At 69.7% G+C, this 24,600-nt stretch carries 27 protein-coding genes and 2 pseudogenes; 8 read left to right on the forward strand and 21 right to left on the reverse strand.

The window, feature by feature from the left end:
• Positions 1-79 precede the first annotated feature (79 nt).
• The 3 genes and pseudogenes from KHP12_RS03530 to KHP12_RS03540 form a co-directional block, all read right to left on the reverse strand.
• Entirely contained in the window at positions 80-520 is a 441-nt protein-coding gene (locus KHP12_RS03530; RefSeq protein ID WP_211831392.1) for a DUF2267 domain-containing protein, read from the reverse strand.
• 55 nt (positions 521-575) lie between these two features.
• Positions 576-999: pseudogene (locus KHP12_RS03535) on the reverse strand (DUF2267 domain-containing protein).
• A gap of 64 nt (positions 1,000-1,063) precedes the next feature.
• Positions 1,064-1,495: an Hsp20/alpha crystallin family protein gene (locus KHP12_RS03540; protein ID WP_211831394.1), complete on the reverse strand. Its 432-nt coding sequence runs from the start codon at positions 1,493-1,495 to the stop codon at positions 1,064-1,066.
• A 128-nt stretch (positions 1,496-1,623) separates the two neighbouring features.
• On the opposite strand from KHP12_RS03540, the gene KHP12_RS03545 reads away from it, so the two are divergent.
• The 3 genes from KHP12_RS03545 (at position 1,624) to KHP12_RS50455 (ending at position 3,013) form a co-directional block, all read left to right on the forward strand.
• The gene (locus KHP12_RS03545; RefSeq protein WP_211831397.1) at positions 1,624-2,256 is read left to right on the forward strand and encodes a type III effector protein; all 633 of its coding nucleotides are present in this window, start codon (positions 1,624-1,626) and stop codon (positions 2,254-2,256) included.
• 278 nt (positions 2,257-2,534) lie between these two features.
• Positions 2,535-2,675 carry a hypothetical protein gene (locus KHP12_RS03550; RefSeq protein WP_167442839.1) on the forward strand — a complete coding sequence of 47 codons (141 nt, stop codon included), beginning with the start codon at positions 2,535-2,537 and terminating at the stop codon, positions 2,673-2,675.
• 8 nt (positions 2,676-2,683) lie between these two features.
• Entirely contained in the window at positions 2,684-3,013 is a 330-nt protein-coding gene (locus tag KHP12_RS50455) for a hypothetical protein (RefSeq protein WP_246643061.1), read from the forward strand.
• Positions 3,014-3,239: 226 nt separating this feature from the next.
• On the opposite strand, the gene KHP12_RS03560 is transcribed toward KHP12_RS50455, so the two are convergent.
• From KHP12_RS03560 to KHP12_RS03580, 5 genes are all read right to left on the reverse strand, one after another.
• A complete protein-coding gene (locus KHP12_RS03560; protein WP_211831398.1) occupies positions 3,240-3,536 on the reverse strand; it encodes a hypothetical protein in 297 nt (98 codons plus the stop codon).
• Positions 3,533-3,904, reverse strand: coding sequence for a hypothetical protein (locus tag KHP12_RS03565; protein ID WP_086879703.1), 372 nt, complete (start codon positions 3,902-3,904; stop codon positions 3,533-3,535). The genes KHP12_RS03560 and KHP12_RS03565 overlap by 4 nt, the downstream gene beginning before the upstream one ends.
• Positions 3,901-4,308: a hypothetical protein gene (locus KHP12_RS03570; protein WP_086879704.1), complete on the reverse strand. Its 408-nt coding sequence runs from the start codon at positions 4,306-4,308 to the stop codon at positions 3,901-3,903. Before KHP12_RS03570 ends, KHP12_RS03565 begins: the two co-directional genes overlap by 4 nt.
• A gap of 50 nt (positions 4,309-4,358) precedes the next feature.
• The gene (locus tag KHP12_RS03575) at positions 4,359-5,087 is read right to left on the reverse strand and encodes a bile acid:sodium symporter (RefSeq protein ID WP_167442346.1); all 729 of its coding nucleotides are present in this window, start codon (positions 5,085-5,087) and stop codon (positions 4,359-4,361) included.
• 502 nt (positions 5,088-5,589) lie between these two features.
• A complete protein-coding gene (locus tag KHP12_RS03580; RefSeq protein ID WP_308289271.1) occupies positions 5,590-7,386 on the reverse strand; it encodes an ATP-binding protein in 1,797 nt (598 codons plus the stop codon).
• Between the two features lie 220 nt (positions 7,387-7,606).
• Here KHP12_RS03580 and KHP12_RS03585 point away from each other — a divergent pair, with 220 nt between their 5' ends.
• The gene (locus KHP12_RS03585) at positions 7,607-8,866 is read left to right on the forward strand and encodes an MFS transporter (protein WP_211831403.1); all 1,260 of its coding nucleotides are present in this window, start codon (positions 7,607-7,609) and stop codon (positions 8,864-8,866) included.
• Between the two features lie 229 nt (positions 8,867-9,095).
• On the opposite strand, the gene amcH is transcribed toward KHP12_RS03585, so the two are convergent.
• The 8 genes from amcH to KHP12_RS03625 all read right to left on the reverse strand — a co-directional run bounded on the left by amcH (position 9,096) and on the right by KHP12_RS03625 (position 16,195).
• Entirely contained in the window at positions 9,096-10,478 is a 1,383-nt protein-coding gene (gene amcH / locus KHP12_RS03590; protein ID WP_167442349.1) for an adenylate-forming 2-oxoglutaryl-ACP ligase AmcH, read from the reverse strand.
• Between the two features lie 5 nt (positions 10,479-10,483).
• Entirely contained in the window at positions 10,484-11,077 is a 594-nt protein-coding gene (gene amcG, locus KHP12_RS03595) for a cispentacin moiety biosynthesis protein AmcG (protein WP_208652832.1), read from the reverse strand.
• On the reverse strand, positions 11,074-12,261 hold the full coding sequence (gene amcF, locus KHP12_RS03600) for a cispentacin biosynthesis acyltransferase subunit AmcF (RefSeq protein ID WP_308289272.1): 1,188 nt from the start codon (positions 12,259-12,261) through the stop codon (positions 11,074-11,076). Before amcF ends, amcG begins: the two co-directional genes overlap by 4 nt.
• Positions 12,255-12,707, reverse strand: coding sequence for a cispentacin biosynthesis cyclizing decarboxylase AmcE (gene amcE / locus KHP12_RS03605; protein WP_086879709.1), 453 nt, complete (start codon positions 12,705-12,707; stop codon positions 12,255-12,257). The genes amcF and amcE overlap by 7 nt, the downstream gene beginning before the upstream one ends.
• A gap of 82 nt (positions 12,708-12,789) precedes the next feature.
• Positions 12,790-13,242 (reverse strand): acyl-CoA thioesterase, encoded by a 453-nt coding sequence (locus KHP12_RS03610; protein ID WP_086879710.1) that lies wholly within the window; start codon positions 13,240-13,242, stop codon positions 12,790-12,792.
• The gene (gene amcC / locus KHP12_RS03615) at positions 13,239-14,612 is read right to left on the reverse strand and encodes an amipurimycin biosynthesis protein AmcC (RefSeq protein WP_086879711.1); all 1,374 of its coding nucleotides are present in this window, start codon (positions 14,610-14,612) and stop codon (positions 13,239-13,241) included. The genes KHP12_RS03610 and amcC overlap by 4 nt, the downstream gene beginning before the upstream one ends.
• Positions 14,613-14,658: 46 nt before the next feature.
• Entirely contained in the window at positions 14,659-14,925 is a 267-nt protein-coding gene (amcB, locus tag KHP12_RS03620; RefSeq protein ID WP_086879712.1) for a cispentacin biosynthesis acyl carrier protein AmcB, read from the reverse strand.
• A gap of 19 nt (positions 14,926-14,944) precedes the next feature.
• The gene (locus KHP12_RS03625) at positions 14,945-16,195 is read right to left on the reverse strand and encodes an ATP-grasp domain-containing protein (RefSeq protein WP_246643060.1); all 1,251 of its coding nucleotides are present in this window, start codon (positions 16,193-16,195) and stop codon (positions 14,945-14,947) included.
• Positions 16,196-17,106: 911 nt separating this feature from the next.
• Here KHP12_RS03625 and KHP12_RS03630 point away from each other — a divergent pair.
• Both KHP12_RS03630 and KHP12_RS03635 read left to right on the forward strand, forming a co-directional pair.
• Entirely contained in the window at positions 17,107-17,919 is an 813-nt protein-coding gene (locus KHP12_RS03630; RefSeq protein ID WP_086879715.1) for an AfsR/SARP family transcriptional regulator, read from the forward strand.
• A 78-nt stretch (positions 17,920-17,997) separates the two neighbouring features.
• Positions 17,998-18,349: pseudogene (locus tag KHP12_RS03635) on the forward strand (transposase); the annotation flags it as partial.
• A 19-nt stretch (positions 18,350-18,368) separates the two neighbouring features.
• Here KHP12_RS03635 and KHP12_RS03640 read toward each other — a convergent pair.
• The gene (locus KHP12_RS03640) at positions 18,369-19,151 is read right to left on the reverse strand and encodes an SDR family oxidoreductase (RefSeq protein WP_211831409.1); all 783 of its coding nucleotides are present in this window, start codon (positions 19,149-19,151) and stop codon (positions 18,369-18,371) included.
• Positions 19,152-19,319: 168 nt separating this feature from the next.
• Positions 19,320-20,285 carry a DUF3500 domain-containing protein gene (locus KHP12_RS03645; protein ID WP_211831411.1) on the reverse strand — a complete coding sequence of 322 codons (966 nt, stop codon included), beginning with the start codon at positions 20,283-20,285 and terminating at the stop codon, positions 19,320-19,322.
• A 70-nt stretch (positions 20,286-20,355) separates the two neighbouring features.
• Here KHP12_RS03645 and KHP12_RS03650 point away from each other — a divergent pair, with 70 nt between their 5' ends.
• Complete coding sequence (locus KHP12_RS03650; RefSeq protein WP_211831412.1) at positions 20,356-20,553, forward strand: hypothetical protein; 198 nt, start codon at positions 20,356-20,358, stop codon at positions 20,551-20,553.
• A 145-nt stretch (positions 20,554-20,698) separates the two neighbouring features.
• Here KHP12_RS03650 and KHP12_RS03655 read toward each other — a convergent pair whose 3' ends face one another.
• Genes KHP12_RS03655 through KHP12_RS03665 form a run of 3 tightly spaced genes read right to left on the reverse strand, consistent with a single transcriptional unit; the run spans position 20,699 to position 23,081 of the window.
• Complete coding sequence (locus KHP12_RS03655; RefSeq protein ID WP_086879718.1) at positions 20,699-20,959, reverse strand: hypothetical protein; 261 nt, start codon at positions 20,957-20,959, stop codon at positions 20,699-20,701.
• A gap of 59 nt (positions 20,960-21,018) precedes the next feature.
• The gene (locus KHP12_RS03660) at positions 21,019-22,080 is read right to left on the reverse strand and encodes a Gfo/Idh/MocA family protein (protein ID WP_167442350.1); all 1,062 of its coding nucleotides are present in this window, start codon (positions 22,078-22,080) and stop codon (positions 21,019-21,021) included.
• Entirely contained in the window at positions 22,077-23,081 is a 1,005-nt protein-coding gene (locus KHP12_RS03665) for an aminotransferase class IV (RefSeq protein ID WP_211831414.1), read from the reverse strand. The genes KHP12_RS03660 and KHP12_RS03665 overlap by 4 nt, the downstream gene beginning before the upstream one ends.
• Positions 23,082-23,818: 737 nt before the next feature.
• Here KHP12_RS03665 and KHP12_RS03670 point away from each other — a divergent pair.
• A complete protein-coding gene (locus tag KHP12_RS03670; protein ID WP_208652833.1) occupies positions 23,819-24,598 on the forward strand; it encodes a transketolase in 780 nt (259 codons plus the stop codon).
• The last annotated feature ends 2 nt before the right edge of the window (positions 24,599-24,600 follow it).

Genomic DNA, 24,600 nt, shown 5'->3' on the forward strand with positions numbered 1-24,600 from the left:
CGGGGACGGCCCCAAGGACCACAAGACCTTGGGGCCTGTATCGACGCCTGCACCGGGCGTCTGGCCGCCCGTGCGCCGTCTATGCGGCCTGGGTGGTGAGTTCGGGGCGGCCGAACAGCAGGGCGTAGCCGGTGGGGAGCTGGTGGAGGATGCGGGTGAGCAGGTCCGGGCCGGCGTAGGCGGCGACGGCACAGAAGACGGAGCCAGTGTCCCAGCGGGTGGTGGCCAGGGAGGCGCCGGTGCGGGCGGCGAGGTCCTCGACGAAGGACCAGCCGGTCAGCGGCTGAGGGTCGGGGATCTGCTCGGCCAGCACGTGTGCGGCTTCCAGAGGCAGGCAGCCGACCAGGTCGACGCGTTCGTCGCCGGTCAGCTGGCGCCCCAGTCCGGCGAGAACCAGGCGGACGGCTTCGTCGGCTCTCTCGCGGGTGGGGTAGGCGCCCTCGTAGCGGACCCTTTCCAGCATCTGCTCGTATGCCGTCCCGTACGGCTGCTGGGGCGGTGCCTGCCGGTCGGAGATCACTGGGGGTTTGCCTTTCTTGCTGTGGCCGGTGTTCGGGCACCGGGGTGCGGGATGGTCAGGTGGGCTGGGGACGGCCGAAGAGCAGGTCGTAGCCGACGGGTAGCTGGAGCAGGAGCTGGCTGGCAGGTCCTCGTCGGCGGCGTCGGCGGCGGTGGACGGCCCGGCGCTGACGCCCCAGGCCGCGGTCTGCTCGGCGGTGTCCTCGATCCACGCGGCGGTTGCGCGGACGAACCGCTCCTGAGGGCAGCGGCTCCGCGCTCTGCGGCGGGTTGAGCAGGATCAGGGCGAACGCCTCAGGCAGGCGCGCTGCCGACTGAGTGCGGACGTCGCCGACCGGGTGGGCACCGAGGAGAGCGAACACCATACGGGCCGCGCGCTCTCCGCAGTGTCGTACTCGCCGCGTTCCTTCACGTGGCCGGGGAATGCTGCGCGTCGCAGAGTTGTCTCGGCCGCCACCCCTTCTTCTTCGGGCTGCCCAGGGGGTGCGGAGAGCGGGATGAGGGGGAGATCAGGTGACCGCCCTCCGCACTCGTCCGGCCGGTGTCAGCCGGAGATCTCCTTCTGGCCGGATCCGACGCCGATGGAGATCTTGCGGGGCTTGGCGCGCTCGGAGATCGGGATGCGCAGGGTGAGTACGCCCGCGTCGAAGCCGGCCTGGATGTGCTCGGTGTCGAGGGTGTCGGCGAGCATGATCTGGCGGGAGAAGACCCCCAGCGGCCGCTCGGACAGCTCCATCTGGACGTCGTCGCTCTTCGCCACCGGCCGCCGCTCGGCCTTGACGGTGAGCATGTTCCGCTCGACGTCGATGTCGATCGCGTCCGCGGTGACGCCCGGAAGGTCGAAGGCCACCACATACTCGTCGCCCTCGCGGTAGGCGTCCATCGGCATCGCCGACGGGCGGGACCAGGTGCCCGGGCCCATCAGCTGCTGCGCCAGCCGGTCCAGCTCACGGAAGGGGTCAGTGCGCATCAACATCGTGAAAACACCTCCAGCAGATTCAGGCAGTTGCTGCCAATGCGCCTCACTGACACCGTTGTAGCATGTCATCCAATGGATGACAAACATGATGTCGTCCATTGGATGACGACAAGAGGGAGGTGCCCGTGACCGCAGCCGATCAGCCGTCCACGACCAGTACGAACGCCCATAGCCCGGCGTCGTTCCTCGCCGCCGCGGCGGCCCTGCACGCCATAGACGACGCCCTGCGCGATGCCAAGCGGGAGTCCCCGGACACCCGGGATGCGCCCGGCCCCAGGGCGGAGCAGGCGCTGGCCTCCCTGATGCTGCTGCGGCAGGTGCGCGAGCAACTCGCCGGATGGGAGACCGGCCTGATCGAAACCGCCCGTGAGGCGGGAGCCAGCTGGGCCGACCTCGCCCACCCCCTCGGCGTCGCCAGCCGCCAGGCCGCCGAACGCCGCTACCTGCGCGGCCGCCCCGGGCCCGCCGGAACCACCGGCGAACAACGCGTCCAGGCCACCCGCGAACGCCGCGCCGCCGAACGCACCACCGCCATCTGGGCCCGCCACAACGCAGCCGACCTGCGCCGCATCGCCGGCCAGATCACCGCCCTCACCGACCTGCCCCCCACGGCCCGACTCCCGCTCAGCCAGCTCCGCGCGGCCCTTGCCCACGACGACCCCGCCGAGCTCATCCGCCCCCTCAACGCCGTCCGCCCCCACCTGACCACCACCCACCCCGACCTCACTGCACAACTCGACACCCTCACACACCCCTGAAGTCACCCGATGCCCCAAGGCGTGCGCTGGATCCACCCGCCGCCACGTGAACAACTCAGCGCCTCATCACGCGAGGAGCTGGTGAGCGGAGATCGCCATGCCATCTCCCCCCGGGTCTGCCCATCCAGGTCCGCGCGCCGAATCCGGCGGGACGCGTCGTCGTCGAAGCTGCGTGCCACGGGCGGGTCAGCGGGCGCACGCTTCGGTCAGGCGCACGCTGTAGCCGTCCTTGTCCATCAGCACGACGGTGGCGCCGAACGGGTCGGTGGTTCAGCTCGATGGGGGTGAAGGCGAAGTTCACCGCGGCCTGGATGGGCGGCACCAGTTCGCCGCCGGGCCGCGGCGCGGGCGTCGGCCGCCAGTCAGGGGCGGCCGCCGCCCAGCCCTCGGAGCGACGGGAGATGAGCTGCTCGCTGTAGGGGATCTGGTGCAGCACATGCCGGCCCGGGGCGGCGAGCACCATGTTCAGGCCCGGCGCCGGGCCGAGGACGGGCAGCTGACAGGCGGTGGCAACGTCGCCGCCCTTGTCTCGGAGGCCGCCTCCATGCTGCTGGCCTCGGCGGACGGCGCGGGTCCGCCGACCGCCGCCCGGGTCCGGCAAGGGGCGGCCACGAGCACCGCGGGCGCGGCCCTCCTGGACCTTGAGGACCCTCTGTCTCCGTCCGGTCCGCCTGTCCAGGATCCGCGAGTATGGAACGCGGCGGCCACACCCCGCAGGAGATCCGCATGCGACAACCGCCATCCGCGCCTGTCCTGATCACTGGATGTCCCAGCGGTATCGGCCGGGTCACCGAGCCTGGCCCGGCACGGCTGGACCGTGCAGGCGGCAGCGCGGCACGCCGCCGCCCTGCGTGACTTGTCACCGCGTCGGGCAGCACCTTCACCACCTCGACCCCGGCACGCACCTGGACGCCCAGCTGGTCGAGCGCGGGGCACAGGTATGCCGACGCCTTCGGGGTCACGGCCGCACGATGCGGAAGAACCTACAAGTCGGCGAACGGGGGGCAGACGTATGTGACGGCGACAAGGAGCAGCCGGGGGAGTGGCAGGACCAGCATGAATCCGTCGTCCAGGACCGGTAGGCGCCGCACACCGCCTGCGGCTCCCGGCCTCGGACCGTCTCCGATGGCCGTGATGTCAATGCCCATCTCGGCCAGGTCCACCAGCTGACCGGCAAGCCGCTCCACCTCCCCGACCACGCGTTCGGACAGCCCCTTCGCCACGTGCTCGTAGTCGGGCTCGTACTCCCAGCGCCACCCTTGTCCGGCGTCTTCGGTCACCCGGCGGTCCGCCTGTCGATCCCGGCCTCGGCCGCTGCCTCCGCATGGATGGCCGCCACCTCGGCGGCGATGGCACGTCCCTCGGCCAGACTCTCCACCTGCCCCGCGCGGGCCTCCAGCTCGCTCAGTCGCGCCGCCCGCGCAGGAACGCGCTCGATCGCCACCGCGAGTGCCCACCGCCTCAGGAACCGGCGCATGGGGGCCGCGTCGACCTGGCTGCGGGCCGCCTCCACCGCCGCCGTCCGCTCGGCGTCGAACACGGCCACCTGGTTCGGCGCGATCTGCACCACAGCCGCGCGCAGCTCCTCCGCCGTGGCATTGGGCTGCGGAATCAGGGCTTCGTGCCCGTCCGCTGCTGCTTCACTCATGCCGCCACGCTTCCAGCGCTCCCGGTGGGAGCCGCGGTGATCCGCAGCTCGACGCGCCCCTCGGCATACTCCCTCAGCAGCACCTCACACAGCAGTCCGAACCCGGGGTCGCCTCCTCGACGGGCCTGCTCCTGAATCTTCCACCTGGCCTCTGCCCTTTCGCACACGCTGTCATCGAGGTAGACACGGCACCCGCCCCGCTCCACCGTGCCGAACGTGCTGCCGGCCGGTACGGGCGCGCCGAGCGACCCTTCGGCGTACGCCGCCAGGAGTGCCTCGAGGACCCGCGAGCGGGCTCGGGCCAGGCCGTTGCCCTCGGCGCGCTGCTTCACTCGCCGCTTCCACAGGTCCGTGTCCATCCAGACCAGGCGGCCAACGCGTGCCGTGCTGTCGGCGGCTCTCACGCATCCTCCATTGGGGGCCGGTCACGATGTGTTCCGTCGAGACTAGACTTTCAAGGTCTAGTAATCAACGCTCCGCGGAGCGTCAGGGTCTCCTGCGGCCGGAGACACGCGATCTGGCGGGCTTGAGCGGTCAGCGCGTCATCGCTGTTCAGAAGGTCAGCGTGGACCCCCTCGTCCGTCGCCCCCAGCGACGCCATCAGCATCTGGGTCGGCACCCTTCCCCAGCCCCACGCCGAAGGCGTCGACCCAAGGGGACAACGCCCCCCTGCCGACCGGGCCCACGGCGTGGAAAACGTGGAGTCAGCCTGCCGTTGAAGGGTGTGCATCAGGGGCAGTACGATCACGGCGACCGGCCCGCCGGAATCAGCACGGAGGCCATGGGCAGTCCGCTGGCCAGGCTCTTGGTGGCACCGCAGAGGACCGCGGTCACCCGGTCCGCGGGGCAGGCGCAACACGCGCGCACAGCGGTTGGCCAGGAGCAGGACGACACCCAGCAGCAGGGCGCACAGCGTGCCGAGGAGCGCCGGCCGCGCCGGTGAGACGCGCTGCCAGATGCCGGTGGTCATGCCCCGGCTGAACGCCGAGTAGACCACCAGCGGAATCGACGCCCGGTCGCAGACGCTGATCACAGCGCGGTGTCGGCCGAGCCAGTCGGAGATCCAGCGCCGAAGCATCTGCCCGGCGAGGAACGGCAGCAACAACTGGACGGCGATGTCGCCGAGTTGGCCGAATCCGATCGGAATGCCGCCGTCCTCGGTGCGCTGGATCAGCACACGCATGGAACTGGCCGATACCCAAGGCAGGCCACAAACGACCCCGCCGCCGTCACCCGCACCGACTTCAAGCCGCCCAGCTCCAGCTCGCCGCCCAGCTCGGTCCGGCGGCCGAGCGGCCATGGCCTGGATCGACTTACGGCGGCCGTCCAGCATCAGCCCCCGCAGGTAGCAGTCACCCGTGGGAGCTGACCAGTCCCGTCACGGCCGCTGCAAAGTCGCACCCACGTGCCGGTGGGTGCGACTTCCGGCGTGCGGGGGCGCCTTTGGCCCGGTCAGCGTACGCCGCGCCACGCTTGGTGTTGCTGAGAAGCCCCCCGAATCGGACTTCGGTGCCGTCCTCCAGGCGCTCTACACGGTCTCTTGGGATTTTCACGGAGCCGGTGCAGGCCCCGTACTGCCGCCAGGCCGCAACGCCCCGCCCGAAGGCGCTCACAGGCGCCATGGACGCGGGCTTCGCGAGCGGGTAGAGCGGACACGACCTGGGCGCGGACATTCCTCACGCCGGCTACAACAGCCGGCGCAGAGCGCACGGGCTGCCCCCGCTGCGCTTGTGCAGCGCCAGCGTCGCCTCGGCATCGACATCGGCGTCGACCTGAGTGGCCACCAGTGTGGCGACCGCCTGCTCGGAGAGGCCGCCCAGCCGCAGGATCAACGTCCGGGCGCTGGTCAGCAGATGGTCCAGCGCCGTCTGCGGTGTGCTCTCGGACGCCGGGCCCGGGTCGGCGCTGGCCACCAGGACGCCCAGCGGCACCTCGGGCAATCTGCACGTGAGAAGGTGCAGCAGGTTCAGGGAGGAGCAGTCGGCCGACTGCAGATCGTCCAGCACCAGCAGGAACGGCTTCTGCCGGGCCAGCGCGACGAGGATGACGCACACGGCGTCCTCGACGAGGAAGGGCGCCTGCAGCGGCGGCTGCACGTCCTCCGCCGCGTCTGACGGCACGTCGGACAGGAGGCCGCCGAGCAGACCGCTGTACCGTGCGCTGACCGTACGGAAGGCCTCGGGGCGTGTGTGGGAGAGCTGCCGCAGTATCCGGGCCCACACCCCGTACGCCGGACCGTCCTCCCCGGGGCAGGAGACGCCGATCACTTCGTGCCCGGCCTCCCGCGCCCCACGCGTGACTTCCACCGTCAACTGGGTCTTGCCGATCCCGGATTGGCCCGTCACCGCGGCCAGACCGCCCTCGCCGGAGAGGGCGGCGTCCGCCCAGGCACCGAGTACGGTCAGCTCATAGGTGCGGCCGACGAATGGCAACGATGTCATTGCGTGAGGAACCCCGGCACTGTGCCCAACGGCGTCACTGTGCGGGACGCCGGCAGTGTGCGGAACCGCAGCCCGGGCACCCGGCTCCGCCCGCTCATGGGAGAGGGCCGACCGGGCCGTCCGCGCGCCGTACGTCACCATGTCCTTGTGGCCGCCACCCGTGGGGGGTTCCGCCTGCGGTAAGGCCGTCGCGTCAGCCAGGTCCTCGCCCGCGGTCACGTCCACACGCGTGGCGGGACGGTCCCCGAACGGCAGCTCCTGCCGCAGTATGGCGGCGTGGACCCGCTGGAGTTCGGCGCCGGCGTCCACTCCCAGCTCCTCCGCCAGGTGCGCACGCGTCCGCTCGAACAGCTGCAGCGCGTCGGCCTGTCGGCCCAGCCGGTACAGGCCGGTCATCAGATACGCGATCAGGCATTCGCGCATCGGGTGCCGCTGGGCCTCCGGAAGGAGCCGCGCCACGACGGCGTCGTTCTCCCCGAGCGCGAGGGACGCCTCGGCGTGCAACTCCACGGCGGCCAACCGCGCCTGCTCCAGCCGGGCGCTCTCCTCGGCCATCGGGGCGTAGTCGACGAGCTCCAGGTAGGGGGCACCCCGCCATAACGCCAGGGCGGCGCTGAGCCGGTCCTGCGCCACCCGGTGGTCCTGGGCCGCCATGTCGCGCCGTGCCTGGCTCACCAACCGCTCGAACCGGTGGGCGTCGACCTGGTCCGGGTCGAGGGCGAGGACGTAGCCGGGCGACTGGTGGCGCACCAGCATCGACGGGCCTCCCGGCCTCGCGCCGAAGCTGAGCGCACGGCGCAGATGGCAGATGTACGTGTGCAGGGCGGCCGTTGGGCGCCGGGGCGGACGTTCGCCCCACAACTCCTCGATGAGCTGGGGGACGGGGACGACCTGGTTCAGCCGCACCATCAGGAGTCCCAGCAGCGCTCGATGACGCGGGGCGCCTAACGACAGCTCCCGAGTCCCGTGTAAGGCGACCATTGTCCCGAAGACCCGCATCCTCAAGCCCTGGGCGGAACGCGCACGTCGCTGCTCACTCATAACTCTCCCGCCGTGCTTTGTCGTTACGACGGTTTGTTACCCTCCCCGCCAGGTCCTTATCCGCTCGCCCCACGTCCTTGGGCTGCCGTTGGGGCGCTCAGCGACAGGGACCCGACGGCCCGTCAGGTCAACAGGGTATGGTCAGGCTTGTCCTGTTCTGCCTCGGTTTGGATACTTTTGTATGCCTTCTGCCCAAGGGTCCACATCCACGCGCGCGTCGTTGCCCGGCTACGGGGGGTTCCTGACCGGCTGGAGTGCCACCGCGTTCGGCAGCGGTCTGATGCTGCCCCTCATCGTGGCCTACCTGCGGGAGACGCTCGGCGTGTCCACCTCGGGTGTCTCCCTCTACTTCGCGCTGTTCGCGCTCTCCGGGCTCGTGGTCAACCCGTTAGCCGCCTGGATCGGCCGTGTCCGGGGACCCGGCCCGACCGCGGTCGCCGCCACCGTCCTCCAGGCCGCGGGCGCGACCTGGCTCACGGCGGCGGACTCGATGGCGGTCACGGTGCCCGCCGCCTGCCTGTCCGGTGCGGGCACGGGCATCTACTACGCTGTCCAGACCCCGTTGCTGACCAGGGCGTTCGGCGACGCGGCGTTCAGCCGTGTGCTGTCCGGCCAACACCGCGCCTCCGCGCTGATGATGACGGTCGGTTCGCTGCTGGGCGGCCAGGCCGTCCAGCGGCTCGGTGACGACGGCTACACCGTGTGCCTGGCGGCCAACGCCGCCAGCTACCTGGTGTACGGGGTGATGCTGGTCCGCCTCAGGCGGACACACGTGGAGCCACGGGACACGGTGTCCAGCGCCACCGACGCCGACACCGAGGCCGCCGCCGCGCCGGGCAGGCGCTCCGCCGCCCTGCGTGATCCCGTGTTCCTGCGTCTGCTGGTGCTCCAGTCGGCCCTCGTGATCTTCGGACTCGGCCAGTTCGAGTCCGTGGTGCCCGCCGTACTGCGCGACGCGCACCTCTCGGTGGTGGCGATCAGCGTCGTCATCGCGTGCAACACCGCCGGAATCATCGCCTTTCAGGGGCTCGCCCTGCGTGCCGTCGAACGCGTCGGCTACACAGGTGCCCTGTCGGTGGCGATCGTGGCCTGGATGGCGGCGCTGGCCTTCCTGGCGGGCGCCCTGCTGGTCCCCGCGCCGCGTGGACGACTGCTGCTGGGAGTCCTGTTCGGCCTCGTGTTCGCCGTCGGGCAGTGCCTCATAGCCCCCAGCGTCCAACCGCTCGTCACCCGGACCGCTCCGCCGGGCGCGGTGGAGGGCTATGCCGCCGCCACGTCGCTCGCGCACGGCCTCGGCATGTTCGTCGCGCCCTTGGTGGTGCTTCCCGTCGTGGAGAGCGGCGGGACCGGGAGCTATCTCTCCGTCCAACTCCTCGGCTACTGCCTGGCCCTGTACGTCCTGTGGTCCTTCCGCACCCGGAGGACCACCCCGCGCGAGGACACCGTCCAGCCCGCCGGCAAGGCGTGGGCGTCGCGGTGACCCAAGGCGCGTCGTGTGCGGGCGAAGCGGGCGTTCAGCGGGGCGTGGGTCCATGGAGGTCCCGTGGAGCGGAGACGGAGATCTCAGCGACCTGGCGCATATCTCCGAGGTGCGCCAGGAGCTGGAGCCCCTGGCCGCCGCCACGAAGTGCGGCAGTAGCCGTTGCCGGCCGCCGCACCACGGTCCCGCACGGGCCCACAACCCGGCCCCGACCGGCCCATGGGCGCTGTCACTTGTGCCACTCGGTGGTCCGCGCCGGCCGTACGGTGATGCGGTGCGGCCGCTCGTTGCGGAGCAGAAGGCGGTAGAGGGTCCGCTTGATGTCCGCGGCCAGCGCCGGACTCGGCTGGTCCACGTACACGTCGAGCTCGTAGCGGTGCTCGCCGTTCTCCGCGTGCACCCGGCTCGTGGACCGGCGCACTCCCGGGATGGCCTCGGCGGCGGCGCGGACCGAAGGAAGCCAGACCTTCTCGCCGTTGACGATGATGGAGTCGGAGAGTCTGCCCTGGATGTAGTGGTATCCGTCCTCGTCGATGGTGAAGAGGTCGCCGGTGGCGATGGTCCCCGGTGCGACCAGCGGACTGCTCTGGTCGTCCGGCACCCTGCGGCGGAGCACCGTGCTGGATTCCACCAGGAGTTCCTGGGAGCCGTCGGCGAGACCGGACGGCCGCAGCCGCGTACGGACTCCGTGCAGCGGAAGGCCGCTGGACGCGTACCGGCGGGGCGGCTCACGGTGCGCCGCCAGAGTGGTGACCCGTGGGCCGGCCTCGGTGAGGCCGTACGTGAGGTAGAGCTCGAGTCCATGCCGGGACGCCAGCAGCCTCTGCACGTGGGCCGGTGGCAGTCGGTCTCCCCCCACGGTCAGGGTGCGCAGTGTGCCCGGCAGGGCGAGGTCCTGCTCGATGAACCGTGCGACCGCGGCCGGGGTCAGGGACGAGAGGGCGACCTGGTGGGTGCGCAGCGCCTCGACGTAGGTCCGCGGAGTGAACGGCGGACCCGTGATGACGAGGCGTGAGCCGCGGACCAGCGCGGCGAGGGCCTGCGCCACGAGAGCGTACGAGTAGTGCAGCGGTAGGTTGAGCAGCACCGTGTCGCCCTCCCGCTGGCCGACGGCGTTCGCGTGCCGTGCCGCGTTCTCCAGCAGCGAGTCGAGCGCGTGCAGGCACCCACTGGCGATACCGGAGGTGCCCGAGGTCATCAGGATGACTTCACCACGGGAGTAGTGCCGCCGTTCGCCCCACGGCAGGGGCAGCAGATCGGCGTCGCCGAACGGGCGCGGGGGCGCCGCGCCGTAGCGCCGTGCGTCAACTCTCGGCGCGATCAGGGCACTTGCGCCGAGCCGGCGGGCCACTTCGGTGAGACGGGCGGAACTCGACGCCGGTGCCAGGGGAACGGGCACGCCACCGTGGAGGAGCACCGCGAAGAAGGCCGTCAGGAGGGACGTACCGTTGGGCATCGCGATCAGGACGGGAGCCCCCGCGCCCACGACCGTCCCGGCGAGGTCGTCGAGCGCGGCCGCCAGAGGTCGGGGCGGACCGTGCCCGTGCACGTCCACCGTGCTGTCGAGAAACGTCTCGATCACGTCCGCGTCCGGAAGGGAGTCCGTCGGCATGGCGCTCACCCCCGGCCTGCCGCGGCACGGCCGACATCCCCGGCGTGCGCGACGCTGACCGCGGGGGCCAGCACGGCACAGCGCACCGAGTGCCCCTGTCCCTCGTGCCTCTGGTGGGCGCAGAGCACCACGTAGGGGGCGGCACCGGAGCGCAGCCATGAACGGGCGACCGTACGCGCGGCGGGCAGACCGTCCTCGGGTGTCATCGAGAACGTCAGGGACGATCCCTTGAAGCCGTGCAGCAGGCAGAGCAGACTCCCCGCGCTGCCCGGGCTCGCGCCCGCGAAGCGCAGCGGGGACACGCGTGGGGCGGGAAGCGAACGCGCCACCGCGTCCATGGTGTGCAGCGTGCAGTGCGCGCTCACCAGGATCACGGCGACGTCTTCGCGGCAGGCCAGGACATCGGTGGCGCACTCCGACAGCGCGTTCTCGACCGCGTCCGCGACCAGCCAGGCCAGCGGGTCGGCGTACAGGGACGGGATACGGCTGCGGACAGCCCTCAGCTGTTCCCGGGAGGCGTCCCCGTGGCCCACGACGGCGACGTCCGCTGTGTCCGGCGGACAGATGGCGTACGGCCCGAAGGCCGGGAAGGCGTTCATGGTGCTCCCTCAAAGGCCAGGCAGGTGTTGAAGCCACCGAAGCCGAGGGTCACGCTCAGCCCGAGTCGGCCGGTGAACGCGGCGGGCCGGCTTTTCGGCACCGGCAGCGGGAAGTCCGGACGGAGCGTGGTGAGACCGTGGACTGGTGGCACCGTGCGGTCACGGAGAGCCAGCAGTACGGTGATGGCCTCGATCGCACCGGTCGCCCCGAGGGTGTGGCCGAACGCCCCCTTGGTGGCGAACACCGTAGGGGCGCCTGGCGCCTGGCCGCCGGTGCCGAACAGCCTTCTGTAACTGACGGATTCGACGGCGTCGTTCGCGGGAGTGCCGGAGCCGTGGGCGTTGACCACGTTCACGTCCGCCACACCACGGGCCGCGCCGCGCAGTGCCTTGCTGACAGCCCGTACGACGCTGTCACCGGTCGCGTCGGGGGCCGCGGGGCTCACCGCGTCATTGGCCGAGCCGGTGCCGACGAGGAAACCGTGCGCCCGAGCCCCGCGGGTACGGGCCGACCGGCCGGATTCCAGGACGAGGAACGCCGCGCCTTCCCCCAGGATCGTGCCGTCGTTGTCGGCGTCGAAGGCACGGAGCGAGGTGGGCGACATGGTGCCGAGCGCCGAGTGCCCGAGTCTCTTGGCCGGGGTGAGGACGTCCACTCCTCCGCAGACGCAGAGGTCCTCCGCACCGCTGCGGATGAGCTCCACGCCGACCAGGAGGCTGTCGGAGCCGGAGGAGCAGGCGGTCGTCACCGAGAGCGGGGCCTTCGGGATGCCGAGTGCCCGTACGGCATCGGCGGCCCAGCGGTCCAGGGCCGGTACGCCGACCGTGTCCAGGTGCGGTCCGTAGCTGGTGCCCAGCACGGGCCGCAGGCGCGCGTCGGTGAGTTCGAGTCCGGCGTCGCGCACCGCGGCGGCCAGGGTGTCGCGGGTGATGAGGTGTTGGCGCTCGACCGGGGTCATGGACAGCGGAGGGTCGCGGACGACCGCGGCGTCGCCGTTGCGCAGCCGGTGCTCGGAGGGGACCGCGTCGACACCGGTACGGCCGTGCAGCAGAGCGCTCCAGACCTCCTCCAGCCCGCATCCGAGCGCGGTCACCCACCCCATGCCCGTGACCCACACGTCCGCGTTCTCCCATGCCGACGCGGGAGTTGACGTCGGTGCCGGAGGTGGGCTGGACGTCACCACAACTGCTCGCCCAAGTCCGCGATCTTGGACCGCACCAGCGTGCCCTTGAACGCCGCGACGAGGTGGTCGTCCACGGTCGCGCTGCAGGAGAAGCTGAAGGTGTTGCCCCTGATGCGGTCACTCCGCACATCGAAGATCACGCGGTCGCCCGGGACCACGACGCGGGTGAAGCGCGCCTTCACCGAGCCGATGAGGGTGATCTCGTCGTCGGTGAGGCGGGAGGTGCTGAGCTGGTAGAGGATGATGCCCGACTGGGCGAACGCCTGGGTCAGATGGCTGGCGGGGAAGACGGCCCGGTCCGGGAAGTGTCCCGCGATCACGTCCATGGTCCCGGAGACCGACAGGCTGCTCCGGAGCCGGACCCCGGTCTCGTAGTCGAGGATCCGGTCCAGATACACCATCGGGTGGCGGTGGCGAAGCCAACTCTTGAGCTCCGTGAAGCCCATGGTCCGCTTCGCTGTTGGCGCTGTTGGCGCTGTTGGCGCTGTTGGCGCTGTTGGCGCTGTCGGCTCTGTCGTCTGGGCGGAATCAACCCTCTGCACGGACAGTGCACTCCTTCAGTGTGGTTGCGATGTTTTCTGGGAGCAGGGAGGGCGCTCCGGTCGAGAGGTCCACCGCGCCGAGCAGCAGGCTCCCGGACGCGCACCTCGGCACGTCGCCGGGGTTCTCCCGCGAGATCTCCCCGGAGACCTGGACGCGCGCGGGCCCGACTCGTTCGACACGGGCTCTGACGCGGACGTGGTCCAGGAAGCGGGCCGGTGCGTGATAGAGCATGCGCAGTTCCACGACGGCCAGTTCCAGGTTCACGCGAGCCAGGGCGTCGAGCCCGGCGCCGAGGCGATCCAGGTTCTCCAGCACGGCGGTTTCGAGCCAGGAGGAGTATCGGGAGAAATGCACGACACCGGACGCGTCGGTGTCGACGTGCTCCACGCGTCGATGGACCTCCGCCCATTCCCGCGGTACGGGTTCTGCGGCGGTCACGCGGATACCTCGAGAAAGTGGCGGGAACCGGCCGACAGACGCTCCACGATCGCGTCCGCGTCCGCGAGGGTGGAGATGATGGGAGGGGCGACCCGCATGGTCGGGAAGACGTAGCGGAGGCCCGCCGAACGCCGACCCGCGCCGCCCATGAATTCGACGAACACGCCGCTGCGGATCATCGTCTCGCGGAATTCGCCCAACCGGTCGGCTGCGCGTTGCGTCAGCTCGACGCCGTGCATGACGCCGGATCCTCGGCTCTCCGTGTAGAGCTCCGGGAAGACGGTGACGAGTTCCTCGTCCAGCCGCTTGGCCAGGTGCTCACCCAGATCCCGTGACTTCTCCAGCATTCCCTCGGCCTGGATGTGTTCGAGGCCCGCCCGGATCACCGCGCAGGTGAGGGGGCGAAGGTCCGAGGTGGAAATGGCGCCGGTGGCCCGTACGGTCAGGTTTCGGCGGGCGATGACCATGGACGTGGACAGCACGCCCATCCCGAGGCTCTTGCCCACCACGGAGACATCGGTCGGAATCGGCCCGTTCTCGTCGGCCATGCCGAAAAACTGGCCCGTCTTGGCAAAGGTGAGGACCTCGTCCGCCACGAGGAGAGCCCCGCTGTCCGTGCACAACCGGGCGACTTCACGCAGATAGCCGGCGGGCGGCACGATGATTCCGGCGTCGCCCTGAACGGGTTCGATCACCACCGCGAGTACGCGGTCACCGTGGCGTGCGAAGAATTCGCGGGCCGCGTCGACGTGCCCGAACGGGATGTGCCGGACGGTGAGGCCGTACGGCTCCGGTGCCACGGAGGGCAGTCCGATCCGGTAGTGCCTCTTGTTCAGCAGCGGGAGCAACCCACCGGTCCAACCGTGCCACGCCCCCTCGAATGCGAGAACGATGTCCCGATCTTCCCGCCCTTCCGCGGGCTGTAGGCGACGGCGGTCGAAGCGGGATTCCAGCGCCAGCCGCAGCGCCAGCTCCATTCCCTCCGACCCGGAATTGCGACCGGCGACGTGGTACTCGTCGGCCGGAAACTGCTCGGCCCACAACCCGTCCCCGCTGAAGAGGAGTTCGAGCAGTTGCGAGCGTTCCCATGAGTGGATCTCGTCGGTGACGTAGCCCGCCTCCGCCACGGCGCGGGAGAGAGCCGAGCCGACCACTGGTGAGCCGGCCCCGAGACACGCGCTGGCGTAACCACCGCTCGCATCGAGGACGTTCAGCTCCCGCCCCCGGTCGGCACCGCTCAGCTCCACGAAGCGGTGAGTCAGCCCCTTGGCACCGAGGCTGCCGAACGGAAGCCGCGTTCCGTACTGGTCCATGTGCATCGTGCGGTCGAACCAGGACTCGATCGTGTCGCTGTCATGTCCGTGAGTCATATCAGGCAGCTCGCTTCGCGGAAGGTCCTCTGCGGACGCCATGGGCTCAGGTCGTTTCGAGCTGGGTCTCACGCAGGCGGAGAACCAGGTCGGAGATGGATCGGATGCTGGTGAAGTTCTCCGGAGTGAAGTCGTCCTCGGAGATCTCGATGTCGAACCGCTCCTCGCAGGTGACACGCAACTCGAGGAAGCCGAGTGAGTCGAGTGCCAGTACGTTCCGCAGGCCGTCGTCGACTCCTATCTCGGATTCGGGGATCTCGCAGAACAAGTCGTTCACGATGATCGACCTGATCGCAGCCTGAATTTCATTCATCGCGCGCTCCCTTCGTAGGTCACACATAGGGCCCCTGGACGGTCAGGGCGCGTTCGGCCTCGGTGAGCCGTTCGTGGACCTGATCGGCGTGGGTGCCCTCCGCGATCACCCACCCGGCCCGGCCGAAACAGTCCTCGGGCGGAGGCTCCACCACGGTGCCGCGTTCGGGCAGTTCACCGATCTCGTGGAGCCACGGCTGTGCCCTCAACTCCGGTGCCTCGGCCAGCCCTTCGAAGCGCTGCCGACGGGCGGGGTAGAGGAACTTGACGCCGGCGGCGCGGTCCGGAGCGGGCTCGGCGCGCAGCGGGCGCCCGAGCGCCGCGTCCGCCAGCAGGCCGCCGACGCTCAGACCGGTGCCGAGGTGTGCGATCACGGAGGCCAGGTCCCCGGCGGGGCGCCCGTTGATCTCCATGACGCGGGGGCCGTGGGGCGTCAGCACGACGTCCAGGTTGGCGATCGTGCGGTCGATGCCGGCGGCCAGGACGGCGTCCCGGGCCAGGGCGAGGCCGGCGGCGTACTCCGCTGCCGGGAGCGCCCCCTCGCCCATGATGTGCCCGGTGTCGATCGGGTACGGGTCGTGCGCCATGTACTTCCGGCCGCAGTAGACGACCTCGGCCGTTCCCCCGCTGCTCCAGACGTCGACCAGGAACTCGGTTCCCGTCACGTACTCCTCGACGAGGACGCCGTCGCTGGCCATGCCCATCTTGTCGACTCCCGCGGCCAGTTCGAAGAACCGGGTGAAGTCCGTCGGGTCGGCGACGCGGCCGACACCGAGGCTTCCGGACAGGCCACGCGGCTTGACCACGACGGGATAGCCGATGTCGGCGGCGGCCCGCAGCCCCTCGTGGACGTCGTGTACGGGGACGGACACGGTGGGCGAGAGACCCGTGCGGTTGAGCAGCTCGCGCTGCCGGTGCTTGTCCCTGCAGATCCGCGCCGCCTCGACGGGCAGGCCGGGCAGCCCGAGCGTCGCGGCGAGTTCGGCCGCCAGGAGGACTTCCGACTCGTTGTAGGTGACGACGGCCCGCACATCGTGGTCCCGGCACAGCCGGCGGGCCTGCTCCAGGGGGAACGGCGTGTCCCGAGGGTCGTACGCCTCCGCGCCCTTGAGCCAGGGCTTCTGCCAGGTCGGTGCCACGGTGTCGAGGAGGACCACGTCGGCGGCGGCGGCCAGATGGGACAGCAGGTGTCCCTGACGGAGGCGGGAACCGGATCCGACCAGAAGGAGGGTGGACGAGGTCGCGGGTGGTTCAGACGGAGGCAGCTTCAAGGCGCGAACTCCTTGCCGGGGGCTGGACGGTGTCCGGGCGTTTCCACGGTGAGGTGTGTCTCGATGACGTCGCGTGCGGCCGAGGATCCCCCATATCTCAAAGAAATATGCGGCGATGGGATTCAGGGCCAGGAAAACAGATTCCGTCGCCATGGTCGATACGGCGTGGTCGATCCGTGCGTGGTGCCAGTCCCGGAAGTCTCCACCATGCTCCTTGCGGTTGTCTTGTCCGCGGGCTTGTCCAACTCCTTACGAGGTTCTTGCGGCCGGCTTGATTCCCGCGGCCGCTGCTGTTCGAACGGCCGATCACGTAAACGTCGGGCAGTTGACTGCGGAATCCCTGCAAGGAGTTGGACAAGGCGGTGAACAAGGCGTTGGACAAGCCGACGGACAAGGCGGCCGTAAGACGCGTCGTGGAGAATTCAGGAATTCAGCGCGACGCTGTGTGCCGCGAAACTGATGGCGTGAGGGGAATGGCGAATGAGGTGCGTTCACCGACCGTTGGGTCGACAAGTTCTCCACCACCTACTCGGACGAACCGTTGGCGCAGCTGTCCTGGTTCACCGCCTCGCCGGGGATCGAGTCGATCGAGCTGGTCGCCGACGGGGTGATCAAGCGGGGTGACCGCGTCGTCGACTTCGGCTGACTGCCGGCCCGGCACGAACTGATCCGTCTTGCGGTCACCGCGCCCGTAGACGTGGCAGAACAACCGGTCCTCGCTGGTCGGAGCGTCAGGGCGGAGCGAATTGCTTACGTCCACGACCAGCTTGATCCCCCCGTCGGCCGCCCGGTACCGCCTTGCGGGGAGCCGACGGGATCCTGCGCCACCGCAACGACACGGCGAGGGCCCGAGGAGACTTCATGCGGGAACGCACCGCCGGTCCTGCGTCAATCCCGGAGGAGCGTGAACCATGACCCACGACTTACGCTTCGAAATCCTCGGTCCACCCCGCCTCGTCGTCGACGGTCGCCCCCACGCGATCCGGTCGCGAAACCTGTCAGTGATCCTGACCACCCTGCTGGTCCGGAGTGGCCGCGTGGTCAGCGTCGAGGAGTTGATCGGCGAGGTGTGGCACCAGCCGCCACGGCGGGCCCGGGATGCCATCTACGTCTACATCTCCAAGCTGAGGGACCAGATCGGGAATGGGGTCGTCGACAGCCAGTTCCCCGGCTACACCATGGCTGTCCGCGGTCAGCAGCTGGACGTGCAGCTCTTCGGCCGGTATCGGGCCGACGGCCATCTCAGCATGGCCAACGGTGATCACGAGGGGGCGGCGCGGGCGTGGCGCAACGCGCTCGCCCTGCACCGGGGCAGCCTGATGGGGGGCGTGTATTCGGGACCGATCCTCAGCTCGTTCGATTCATGGCTGCGGCAGTCGCGCACCGAATGCGTGGAACTCACCGCATGGGCACAGCTCAGCGCCGGCCTGTACCACGAGGCAATCGGCTTCCTCACCCAGCAAGTGCCGCGGAACCCGCTCAACGAAATCCTGCACCAGCAGCTGATGCTGGCGTTTCTCCTGACTCGTCATCGCGCCCAGGCGCTACGGGTGTTCGGCAACGCCCGTCGGACGTTCTCGGACAGGCTCGGTCTGGAGCCCGGCGGCGACCTGGTGAACGTGCACGACATCGTGCGGTCCGACGACGTCGGCCGGGCCAAGCGGGCCATCTCGAGCGCCGTCGCCTCGCGACTGAGCTCGCACCGGTCGCCGGTGGAGTCCTGACATCGGACGTGCGGGGAGCACCGATGGGCTCCCCGCACCGCCTAGCCTCGCGCTTTCACGTGGCGGGGCCTCCGGTGGTTGATCAGAAACGCCGGTGGTGTGCTGCTGGTGGAGACAGTCCGCAAGATCGGCGTGGATCAGGCGATATCGGCGGCCTTGGCGCCGTGGCGCACGTCGCGGGCGGTGCATGATCCGGGCACGGTCCTGCTGGATGTGGCGCTCGCGGTCGCGCTGGGGTGGGGACTGCCTGGCGGATGTGGGCATGCTTCGGGCCGAGCCGACGGTGTTCGGGCCGGTGGCCTCGGATCCGACAGTGTCCCGGCTGATCGACACGCCGGCAGCGGCCGGGAAGCGGGCGCTGACCGCACCGCGACAGGCCCGCGCCGATGTCCGTGCATATGTATGGAGGACGGCCGCGCTCTGCGCTCCCGCAGCGTGACCCGGCGGCGTCAAACCACGGGCGAGGCGCCGCCGTCCATATTGATCGCCGTCCCGGCGGTGAAGCCCGCATGATCCGAGCACAGGAAGCAGGCCATGGCGGCGAACTCCTCGGCCTTGCCCATGCGGCCGACCGGGATATTGGCGCCGGCCTTGGCAACATAGTCCTCGAATGAGACGTTCGTGTCCTCGGCCCTGTAACGACGCGCGATCTGATCCGACACGATCTGGCCGACAAGCATGCCGTTGACCAGGATGCCATGCGGGGCGCCCTCACTGGCGAAGACCTTCATCAGCGCCATGCCGGCCGCACGCGACACCACCGTGGGGGCACCATTGGCCTGTGGTGTCTTGGCCCCGGTGTTGAGCACGTTGATGATCCGGCCCCATTTGCGTTGCTTCATGCCCGGCCAGACAAGCCGGGTAAGGCGGATCGCCGCGAAAAGCTTCAGATCCAGGTCTTCCTGCCAGATGTCATCGGTAATCTGGTCCGACGGCATGGACCGGGTCTGGCCAGCATTGTTGATCAGGATATCGACCTGTCCGAACGCGCCGACGACCGCATCATAGGCTTTCTGGATGTCGGCGGCCTTGGAAACGTCACAGCTGAAGGATTTGACCCGTCCCTGGGCACCGGCCGATGCAACAGCCTTGGCTTCGGCCAGCGTATCGGGATTGCGGGCCAGCATCGCCACATTGGCGCCGGAGGCAGCAAATTCCTTGGCCATCGCGAGCCCAAGACCCTTGCTGGCACCTGTGATGATGGCGCTGCGGCCGTCCAGACGGACTTCCATCGGTTTCCTCCCGTGCTGTGGTGGCGTGTTCAGTGCTGGGGTAGGCAGGGAAACGCTGTCCGCCGACGACCTCGTCGTCCATGACGAGGTCGCTCGTCAACCCGCGTTCCTCGCCGGGTTGCTCGAACGCGCTGGGTGCGCAGGCGTTCTTGCAGGGCGACGGCGTCGTCAACCCTTCTGGGCCACTCCGAGGGGGACAGTGTGCCGTGGCGCGTCGCAGTGGGCGGCAAGGAGGTCGTCGCCGAAGTCACCCGAATGGCGACGCCAGACGGTGTGGATGTGGTTGGCCTCGTTGAATGTGTTGTCGTACTCGATGAGCAGTTCCGGACCCTGGACGCGGTAGTAGTGGCCTTCGCCGCGACGCAGCGAGCCCTCCCACGAGAAGTGCAGGCGTTCCTGGTCGATCTGCGCGAACTCCTTGTCAGCGAGTTCGTGCCTGAGCCGGTCGAGGTAGAGGCGGACGATGTCGACCAGCAGCTTGCCTGCGGGCTTGCCGAGTTGCGCCGGTGTCACGCCGACCGGTTCTGATGGATTGATGCGCGGGGAGTCGCTGCTGCGGATGTCGTGTGGCGTGAGGTCCGACACGACGGCGAGGCGGCGGGCGGTCGGGTCCATGCGGTCGAGGAGTTCGCGAGCGAGTTCTTCTTCGAGCGGCAACGGTTGGCCGACGACGCGGCCGCGGTAGGTGACGCGGGCTGGGTTCGCGCCGAGGAAGAACGGTGTCGCCGAGACGTGGCCGTCGGCGACGACGACGTTCACCGAGAGGTGGTGGCCTTCGATTCGCCATCCCCACGGTTCGTCGCCGTCCGGGGTGCCGAAGAGGATTGTCCAGTAGTCGCCGCTGTGACGGTCGCGGTGCCCGCCCTCTCGGTGGTCGAGGACGTCTTCCAACGCCATGACCGCTGCGGCCTGCGAGTAGGTGTGAGGGCTGAGCACTGTTGTGAGCATGCCGTGCACCGCTTTGCGCTGGTCGCGCCGGAGATCGCCGAGCACCAGGCCAGGTCGTGTGCCGGGTGCGTACCCCCAGCGGTGCCTGAGATCGTCATCGGTGACCGCGCGAATCGCGTGTTCGCGTTGGTCAGCGTCCAGCAGACCGATAAACCGGCGCGTGGCGTCGGTGACGTCGTGCAGCATGTTTCGAACTCCCATTCACTCGCTTCCGCGGGGGACTGCGCTCCCTGGAGGTCCGGCGAAGTCACCGCTGGTGTCGACCTCCGGTCATGACGTCGACCCCTCGGCCTCACCTGTCGCAGCAGGGCTGGTGAAGCCGAGGCTCGGCGGTCTTGACGCGGGCCGCGTAAAGCTGCGGATCGAGGCCGAAGAGTCGGGCTTGGGCCAGGCGTACGAGCAGCACCGGATGCGCCCCGCGCCGGTGCAGGGCGGCCACGTCGCCCCGCGGTAGTTCGTCCACCTCTTCCGCGGACAGCGGGCGGCGGACAGCGGACAGCGGGCGGCGGGTGAGGTTCGGTCGTGGGTGCGTGGCCCTCGCCGTCCCGGTGGTCCATCGGCACGCTGGGCAGGCCGCCGGCCATCCCGGGGGCGGCGATCTACGTCAGGACCTCCCCGGCGACGGTCCGGGCCTCCTCGATCCGGCTCGCGGTGGCCGCGCCGACCAGGCTGTTCAGCCCCCCGCGGCGCTGCCGGCCGGCGACCGTACCGGCCCAGTCCGGCCGCGGAATGCCGCTTAACTCGCCGGGCAGCGTACGCGGGCCGCCGACCTCCAGTGAGAAGCTGCCGCCCAGCGAGTCCTCGACCGCGGCGTACCGCCGGGCGACGTCCGCTCCCGCCCCGGTGTCGCCCCTGACCATGGCTGGGGCGACACCGAGGTGTGCGGGACGCCGACTGCGGCCACTCCGCCATCGGTGACTCAGCTTCCCAGCGCTGACAGGACGGGTGCCGCCACCTCGTGCCGGGCCACACGATAGATCTCCTGGAACAGGCTCAGGGTGTCCAGCCCGGCCCGGTCGTCGGCGATCATCTTGTGGCCGTCCCGCACGGCCGCCGCGAAATCCGCGATCTGCCGGCGGTGGGAGATGCCGTAGTAGCCGATCCCCGGCGGAGCCTGCTCCACCTTCGCCGAGGCGAGCTCTGCCGCCGCCGCGCGCAGCTCCTCGTTGCCCTCCGCAACGTGCAGGGTCCCGGGGTGGTCGAGGTCGAACAGGACCGACCCTCCGGTGCCGATGATCTCGACGCGGGTGCGCCAGGTGATGCTGCTGGCCACGGTGACCTGGTAGGTCACGAGTGCGCCCTGCGGGCCGCGCAGCAGAGCCGCGAGGGTGTCCTCGGTCTCCATACCGCCCCGCGGCGCGGTGTGCCCGGCGGCCGCGCCGACCACCGCGAGTCCGCCGGTCAGCCAGCGGGTCACGTCGAGCGCGTGGTAGCCCTGGTTGACCAGGGCCGACCCGCCCTCACCCGCGTAGGTGCCGCGCCAGTCACTGCCCGCGTAGTACGCGTCGTCACGGCCGCACTGCAGGCTGACCACGCCCGAGACGAGGCTGCCCAGCAGGCCGGCCTCGATCCAGTCCCGGACGGCGGTGACGACGCGGTCGTAGCGGTGCTGGGAGACGACCGACAGCACCCGTCCGGCGCGCTCGGCGAGGGATGTCAGGGCCGTGCCGTCCTCGACGCTGAGGGCGAGCGGCTTCTCCACGAGCACGTGCTTGCCCGCTTCGAGCGCCGCCGCGACCAGCCCGTGGTGCGTGGCATGCCCGGTCGCGATGGAGACGCTGTCCACCTCAGGGTCGGCCAGCACCTCGTGCACGTCCGTCGTGACGCGCGGCAGGCCGTGTGCACGAGCCAGCGACTCCGCGGTCGTGAGATCGCGGTCGCAGGCCCAGCGCACCTCCAGATCGGGCAGGACGGAGAAGCCGTCGACGTGGTTGGGGGCGACACGGCCGCAGCCCACGACGGCATGGACGAGACGCTTCATTTCGAACTCCCGGCATCGCTCGAACCAGTGGGGGAGAGGGACGACGGCGCGCCAGGAGCTCGGTCGAGGTGCACCGGGGTCAGCCATTCGTCGTGCTTGCCGGTCACGGCTCGCACGGTGTCGTGGTAGCAGACCTCGATCGCCTGCGTGATCTCACCCGCGGTCTTGCCGTCGCCGATCGGGAAGCCGTCCACCTCGACGGCGGGCAGCACCTCGGCCGAGGTGCCCATGAGGAAGATCTCGTCGGCGAGGTACAGCTCGGTGCGCTCCACCGGCCTGGTCTCCACGTCGAGACCCAGCTCCTCCTGGGCCAGTTGGATGAGCGTGCGTCGGGTGATGCTGTCCAGCACACCATCGGACAGGGTCGGGGTGACCAGCCGGCCGCGTTTGACCAGGGCGATGCACGACCCCGACGACTCGGTGACCTGGCCGTTGGTGTTGAGGAAGATCGGCCAGTCGGCCCCGCGTGCTCTGGCGTCGATGTTGCCCAGTCGGCCGTTGTGGTAATTGGAGAACACCTTCATCGACGCCGGTGAGGCACCGTGGTTGAACCGCGGCCACGAGCTGACCGCGAGCGTGCAGGTGTGGCCCTGGCCCAGCTTGCTCTCGAACTCCCAGGTCTCGATGGCGATCTCGGCCAGGGTGCCGCGCGGCACCATCTGTTGGCGATGTGTTCCGGCGGCGAAGCCCCACGGGCGGATATGCAGGTCCTTGCCCGTGGTGTGCCAGGACGCGAGAAGTTCGACCGTCGCGGTGACGAGCGCGTCCGCGTCGAACTCGGGCTCCATCCAGCTCATCCGCAGCGATTCGAGCAGCCGTTGCATGTGGTCGCGCAACCGGAAGCCGTGGAGTGTCTCCCGCGTGCTGCTCCAGTACGAGTGCACGCCTTCGAACGCGGCTGAGACCGAGGCGTGGCCCACTGAGCTGATGTGGACGGTGGCCTCCTCCCACGGCAAGAGGACGCCGTTGCGCCAGATCAGCCGCCCGTAGCCAGCAGACATGAACGTTCCTTTCCGGAAAGGATGGGACACTGAACGGGGATGTCTCCGCGCGCAAAGCCGTATTGGCCGGCAGGGTCAGCTGTCGGGGCCGGTCGAACGGAACCAGACACTCTCGTGCCACGGGCGACGCATCGAAATCATGGTGCTCCCTCGAAGTGAATTGCTGGTACGTGCAACTCGATTCGCAGCCGACCTCTGGTCATCACGGACGCCGTGGCTCCCATCACAACATGCCAACCAGCAGCTGTCCAAGTTTTCAAGGCGTCGACACTGCTTCATTTAGACGAGGCATAGGCGGGCGTTTAGGTGGCATTTAGATTGCTGGCAACCGGGCGATCCAGGCTGATACAAATATGCGGCACGTTTCTTTCGGGTCCACCGGGAACGGCAGAGACGACCGCTCTCGACCACAGGTGGGTGTCTGCGAACATCCAGGGCACGCTCGCGCGCAACATGTTGACCAAGGCGAGCGACCTCGTTTTGACTGTCGGTGACACCGACTGAGCAAACCATCAGCTGTCGGCTCGTCGGATTCGGAGCCGAATTCGATGGGGGATTCTTTCGCTCTGAAAGGCCGACCAGGGAGACGGGATTGTGCGCCTTCGGCGGGGCGTTGAGCAACGTCGCGGGTGAACAGGTGTTGGAGTGCCCGTCCCGAGCCCGAGTACTTACGTCCGACTGCCCGGGTGTCGAGTTCCCGGCTCATTCCAACCCCGTTCTCGCGAGGAGTGTTCCTTATGTCGAACGTGGACGAACTGGCCAGGCGGGCCCGACTCCGCGTCGTCGAACTAGCGGCGCGCAAGGCCATCCACTTGGGCCCCGCGCTTTCGCTGATCGACGTGCTGGCCGCGCTCTACACCAGGATCCTGCGTCGCGACCCAGCCCGCCCCGACTGGCCGGACCGCGATCTGCTCGTCCTCAGCAAGGGCCACGGTGCCTACGGCCTGTACGCCGTGCTCGCCGAACTGGGCGTGCTGACCACGGACCTGAACGAGCTTCCAGGGCACCCGTCGGACGGTATTCCCGGGATCGAGGCGGCCACCGGGGCGCTGGGCCACGGCCTGTCCCTCGCAAGTGGCCTGGCGCTGGGCGCACGGCTCGCAGGCAAGGACCGCCGGGTCTACGTGATCACGGGCGACGGCGAGCTCGACGAGGGCAGCAACTGGGAGGCGGCGCAGTTCGCCGCCCACCACCGGCTCGGCAACCTCGTGGCCGTCGTCGACCGCAACCGCCTTCAGCAGGAGGGTGACACGGAAGAGGTCTGTGCCCTGGAACCCCTGGCGGACAAGTGGCGTGCCTTCGGCTGGCGGGTCGGCGAGAGCGACGGCCACGACATCACGGCTATCGCCGACGCGGTCACCGCGCTGGAAGCCGGTGACGGCCCGGCGGTGCTGATCGCCCACACCACCAAGGGCAGGGGAGTTCCCTTCGCCGAGGGTGATCCCGCCTGGCACATGGGAGAGCTGGACGCCGCCCAACGCCGGATCGCCGTCGCGGCGCTGACCGCGTCGGCGTGAGG

This window comes from Streptomyces asiaticus, assembly GCF_018138715.1.
Taxonomy (GTDB): domain Bacteria; phylum Actinomycetota; class Actinomycetes; order Streptomycetales; family Streptomycetaceae; genus Streptomyces; species Streptomyces asiaticus.

Bases quoted from the DNA above. Each gene is read 5' to 3' on its own strand.
- KHP12_RS03575 (WP_167442346.1), bottom strand. From the start codon at position 5,087: ATGCGTGTGCTGATCCAGCGCACCGAGGACGGCGGCATTCCGATCGGA.
- KHP12_RS03665 (WP_211831414.1), bottom strand. From the start codon at position 23,081: ATGTCTGCTGGCTACGGGCGGCTGATCTGGCGCAACGGCGTCCTCTTG.
- KHP12_RS03640 (WP_211831409.1), bottom strand. From the start codon at position 19,151: ATGGAAGTCCGTCTGGACGGCCGCAGCGCCATCATCACAGGTGCCAGC.
- amcE (WP_086879709.1), bottom strand. From the start codon at position 12,707: ATGGGCTTCACGGAGCTCAAGAGTTGGCTTCGCCACCGCCACCCGATG.
- amcG (WP_208652832.1), bottom strand. From the start codon at position 11,077: ATGAACGCCTTCCCGGCCTTCGGGCCGTACGCCATCTGTCCGCCGGAC.
- KHP12_RS03645 (WP_211831411.1), bottom strand. From the start codon at position 20,285: ATGCTGCACGACGTCACCGACGCCACGCGCCGGTTTATCGGTCTGCTG.
- KHP12_RS03550 (WP_167442839.1), top strand. From the start codon at position 2,535: ATGGGGGTGAAGGCGAAGTTCACCGCGGCCTGGATGGGCGGCACCAGT.
- KHP12_RS03565 (WP_086879703.1), bottom strand. From the start codon at position 3,904: ATGAGTGAAGCAGCAGCGGACGGGCACGAAGCCCTGATTCCGCAGCCC.
- KHP12_RS03670 (WP_208652833.1), top strand. From the start codon at position 23,819: ATGTCGAACGTGGACGAACTGGCCAGGCGGGCCCGACTCCGCGTCGTC.
- amcH (WP_167442349.1), bottom strand. From the start codon at position 10,478: ATGCCGACGGACTCCCTTCCGGACGCGGACGTGATCGAGACGTTTCTC.
- KHP12_RS03580 (WP_308289271.1), bottom strand. From the start codon at position 7,386: ATGAGTGAGCAGCGACGTGCGCGTTCCGCCCAGGGCTTGAGGATGCGG.
- amcC (WP_086879711.1), bottom strand. From the start codon at position 14,612: ATGACTCACGGACATGACAGCGACACGATCGAGTCCTGGTTCGACCGC.
- KHP12_RS03660 (WP_167442350.1), bottom strand. From the start codon at position 22,080: ATGAAGCGTCTCGTCCATGCCGTCGTGGGCTGCGGCCGTGTCGCCCCC.
- amcB (WP_086879712.1), bottom strand. From the start codon at position 14,925: ATGAATGAAATTCAGGCTGCGATCAGGTCGATCATCGTGAACGACTTG.
- KHP12_RS03655 (WP_086879718.1), bottom strand. From the start codon at position 20,959: ATGGTCAGGGGCGACACCGGGGCGGGAGCGGACGTCGCCCGGCGGTAC.
- KHP12_RS03540 (WP_211831394.1), bottom strand. From the start codon at position 1,495: ATGTTGATGCGCACTGACCCCTTCCGTGAGCTGGACCGGCTGGCGCAG.
- KHP12_RS03630 (WP_086879715.1), top strand. From the start codon at position 17,107: ATGACCCACGACTTACGCTTCGAAATCCTCGGTCCACCCCGCCTCGTC.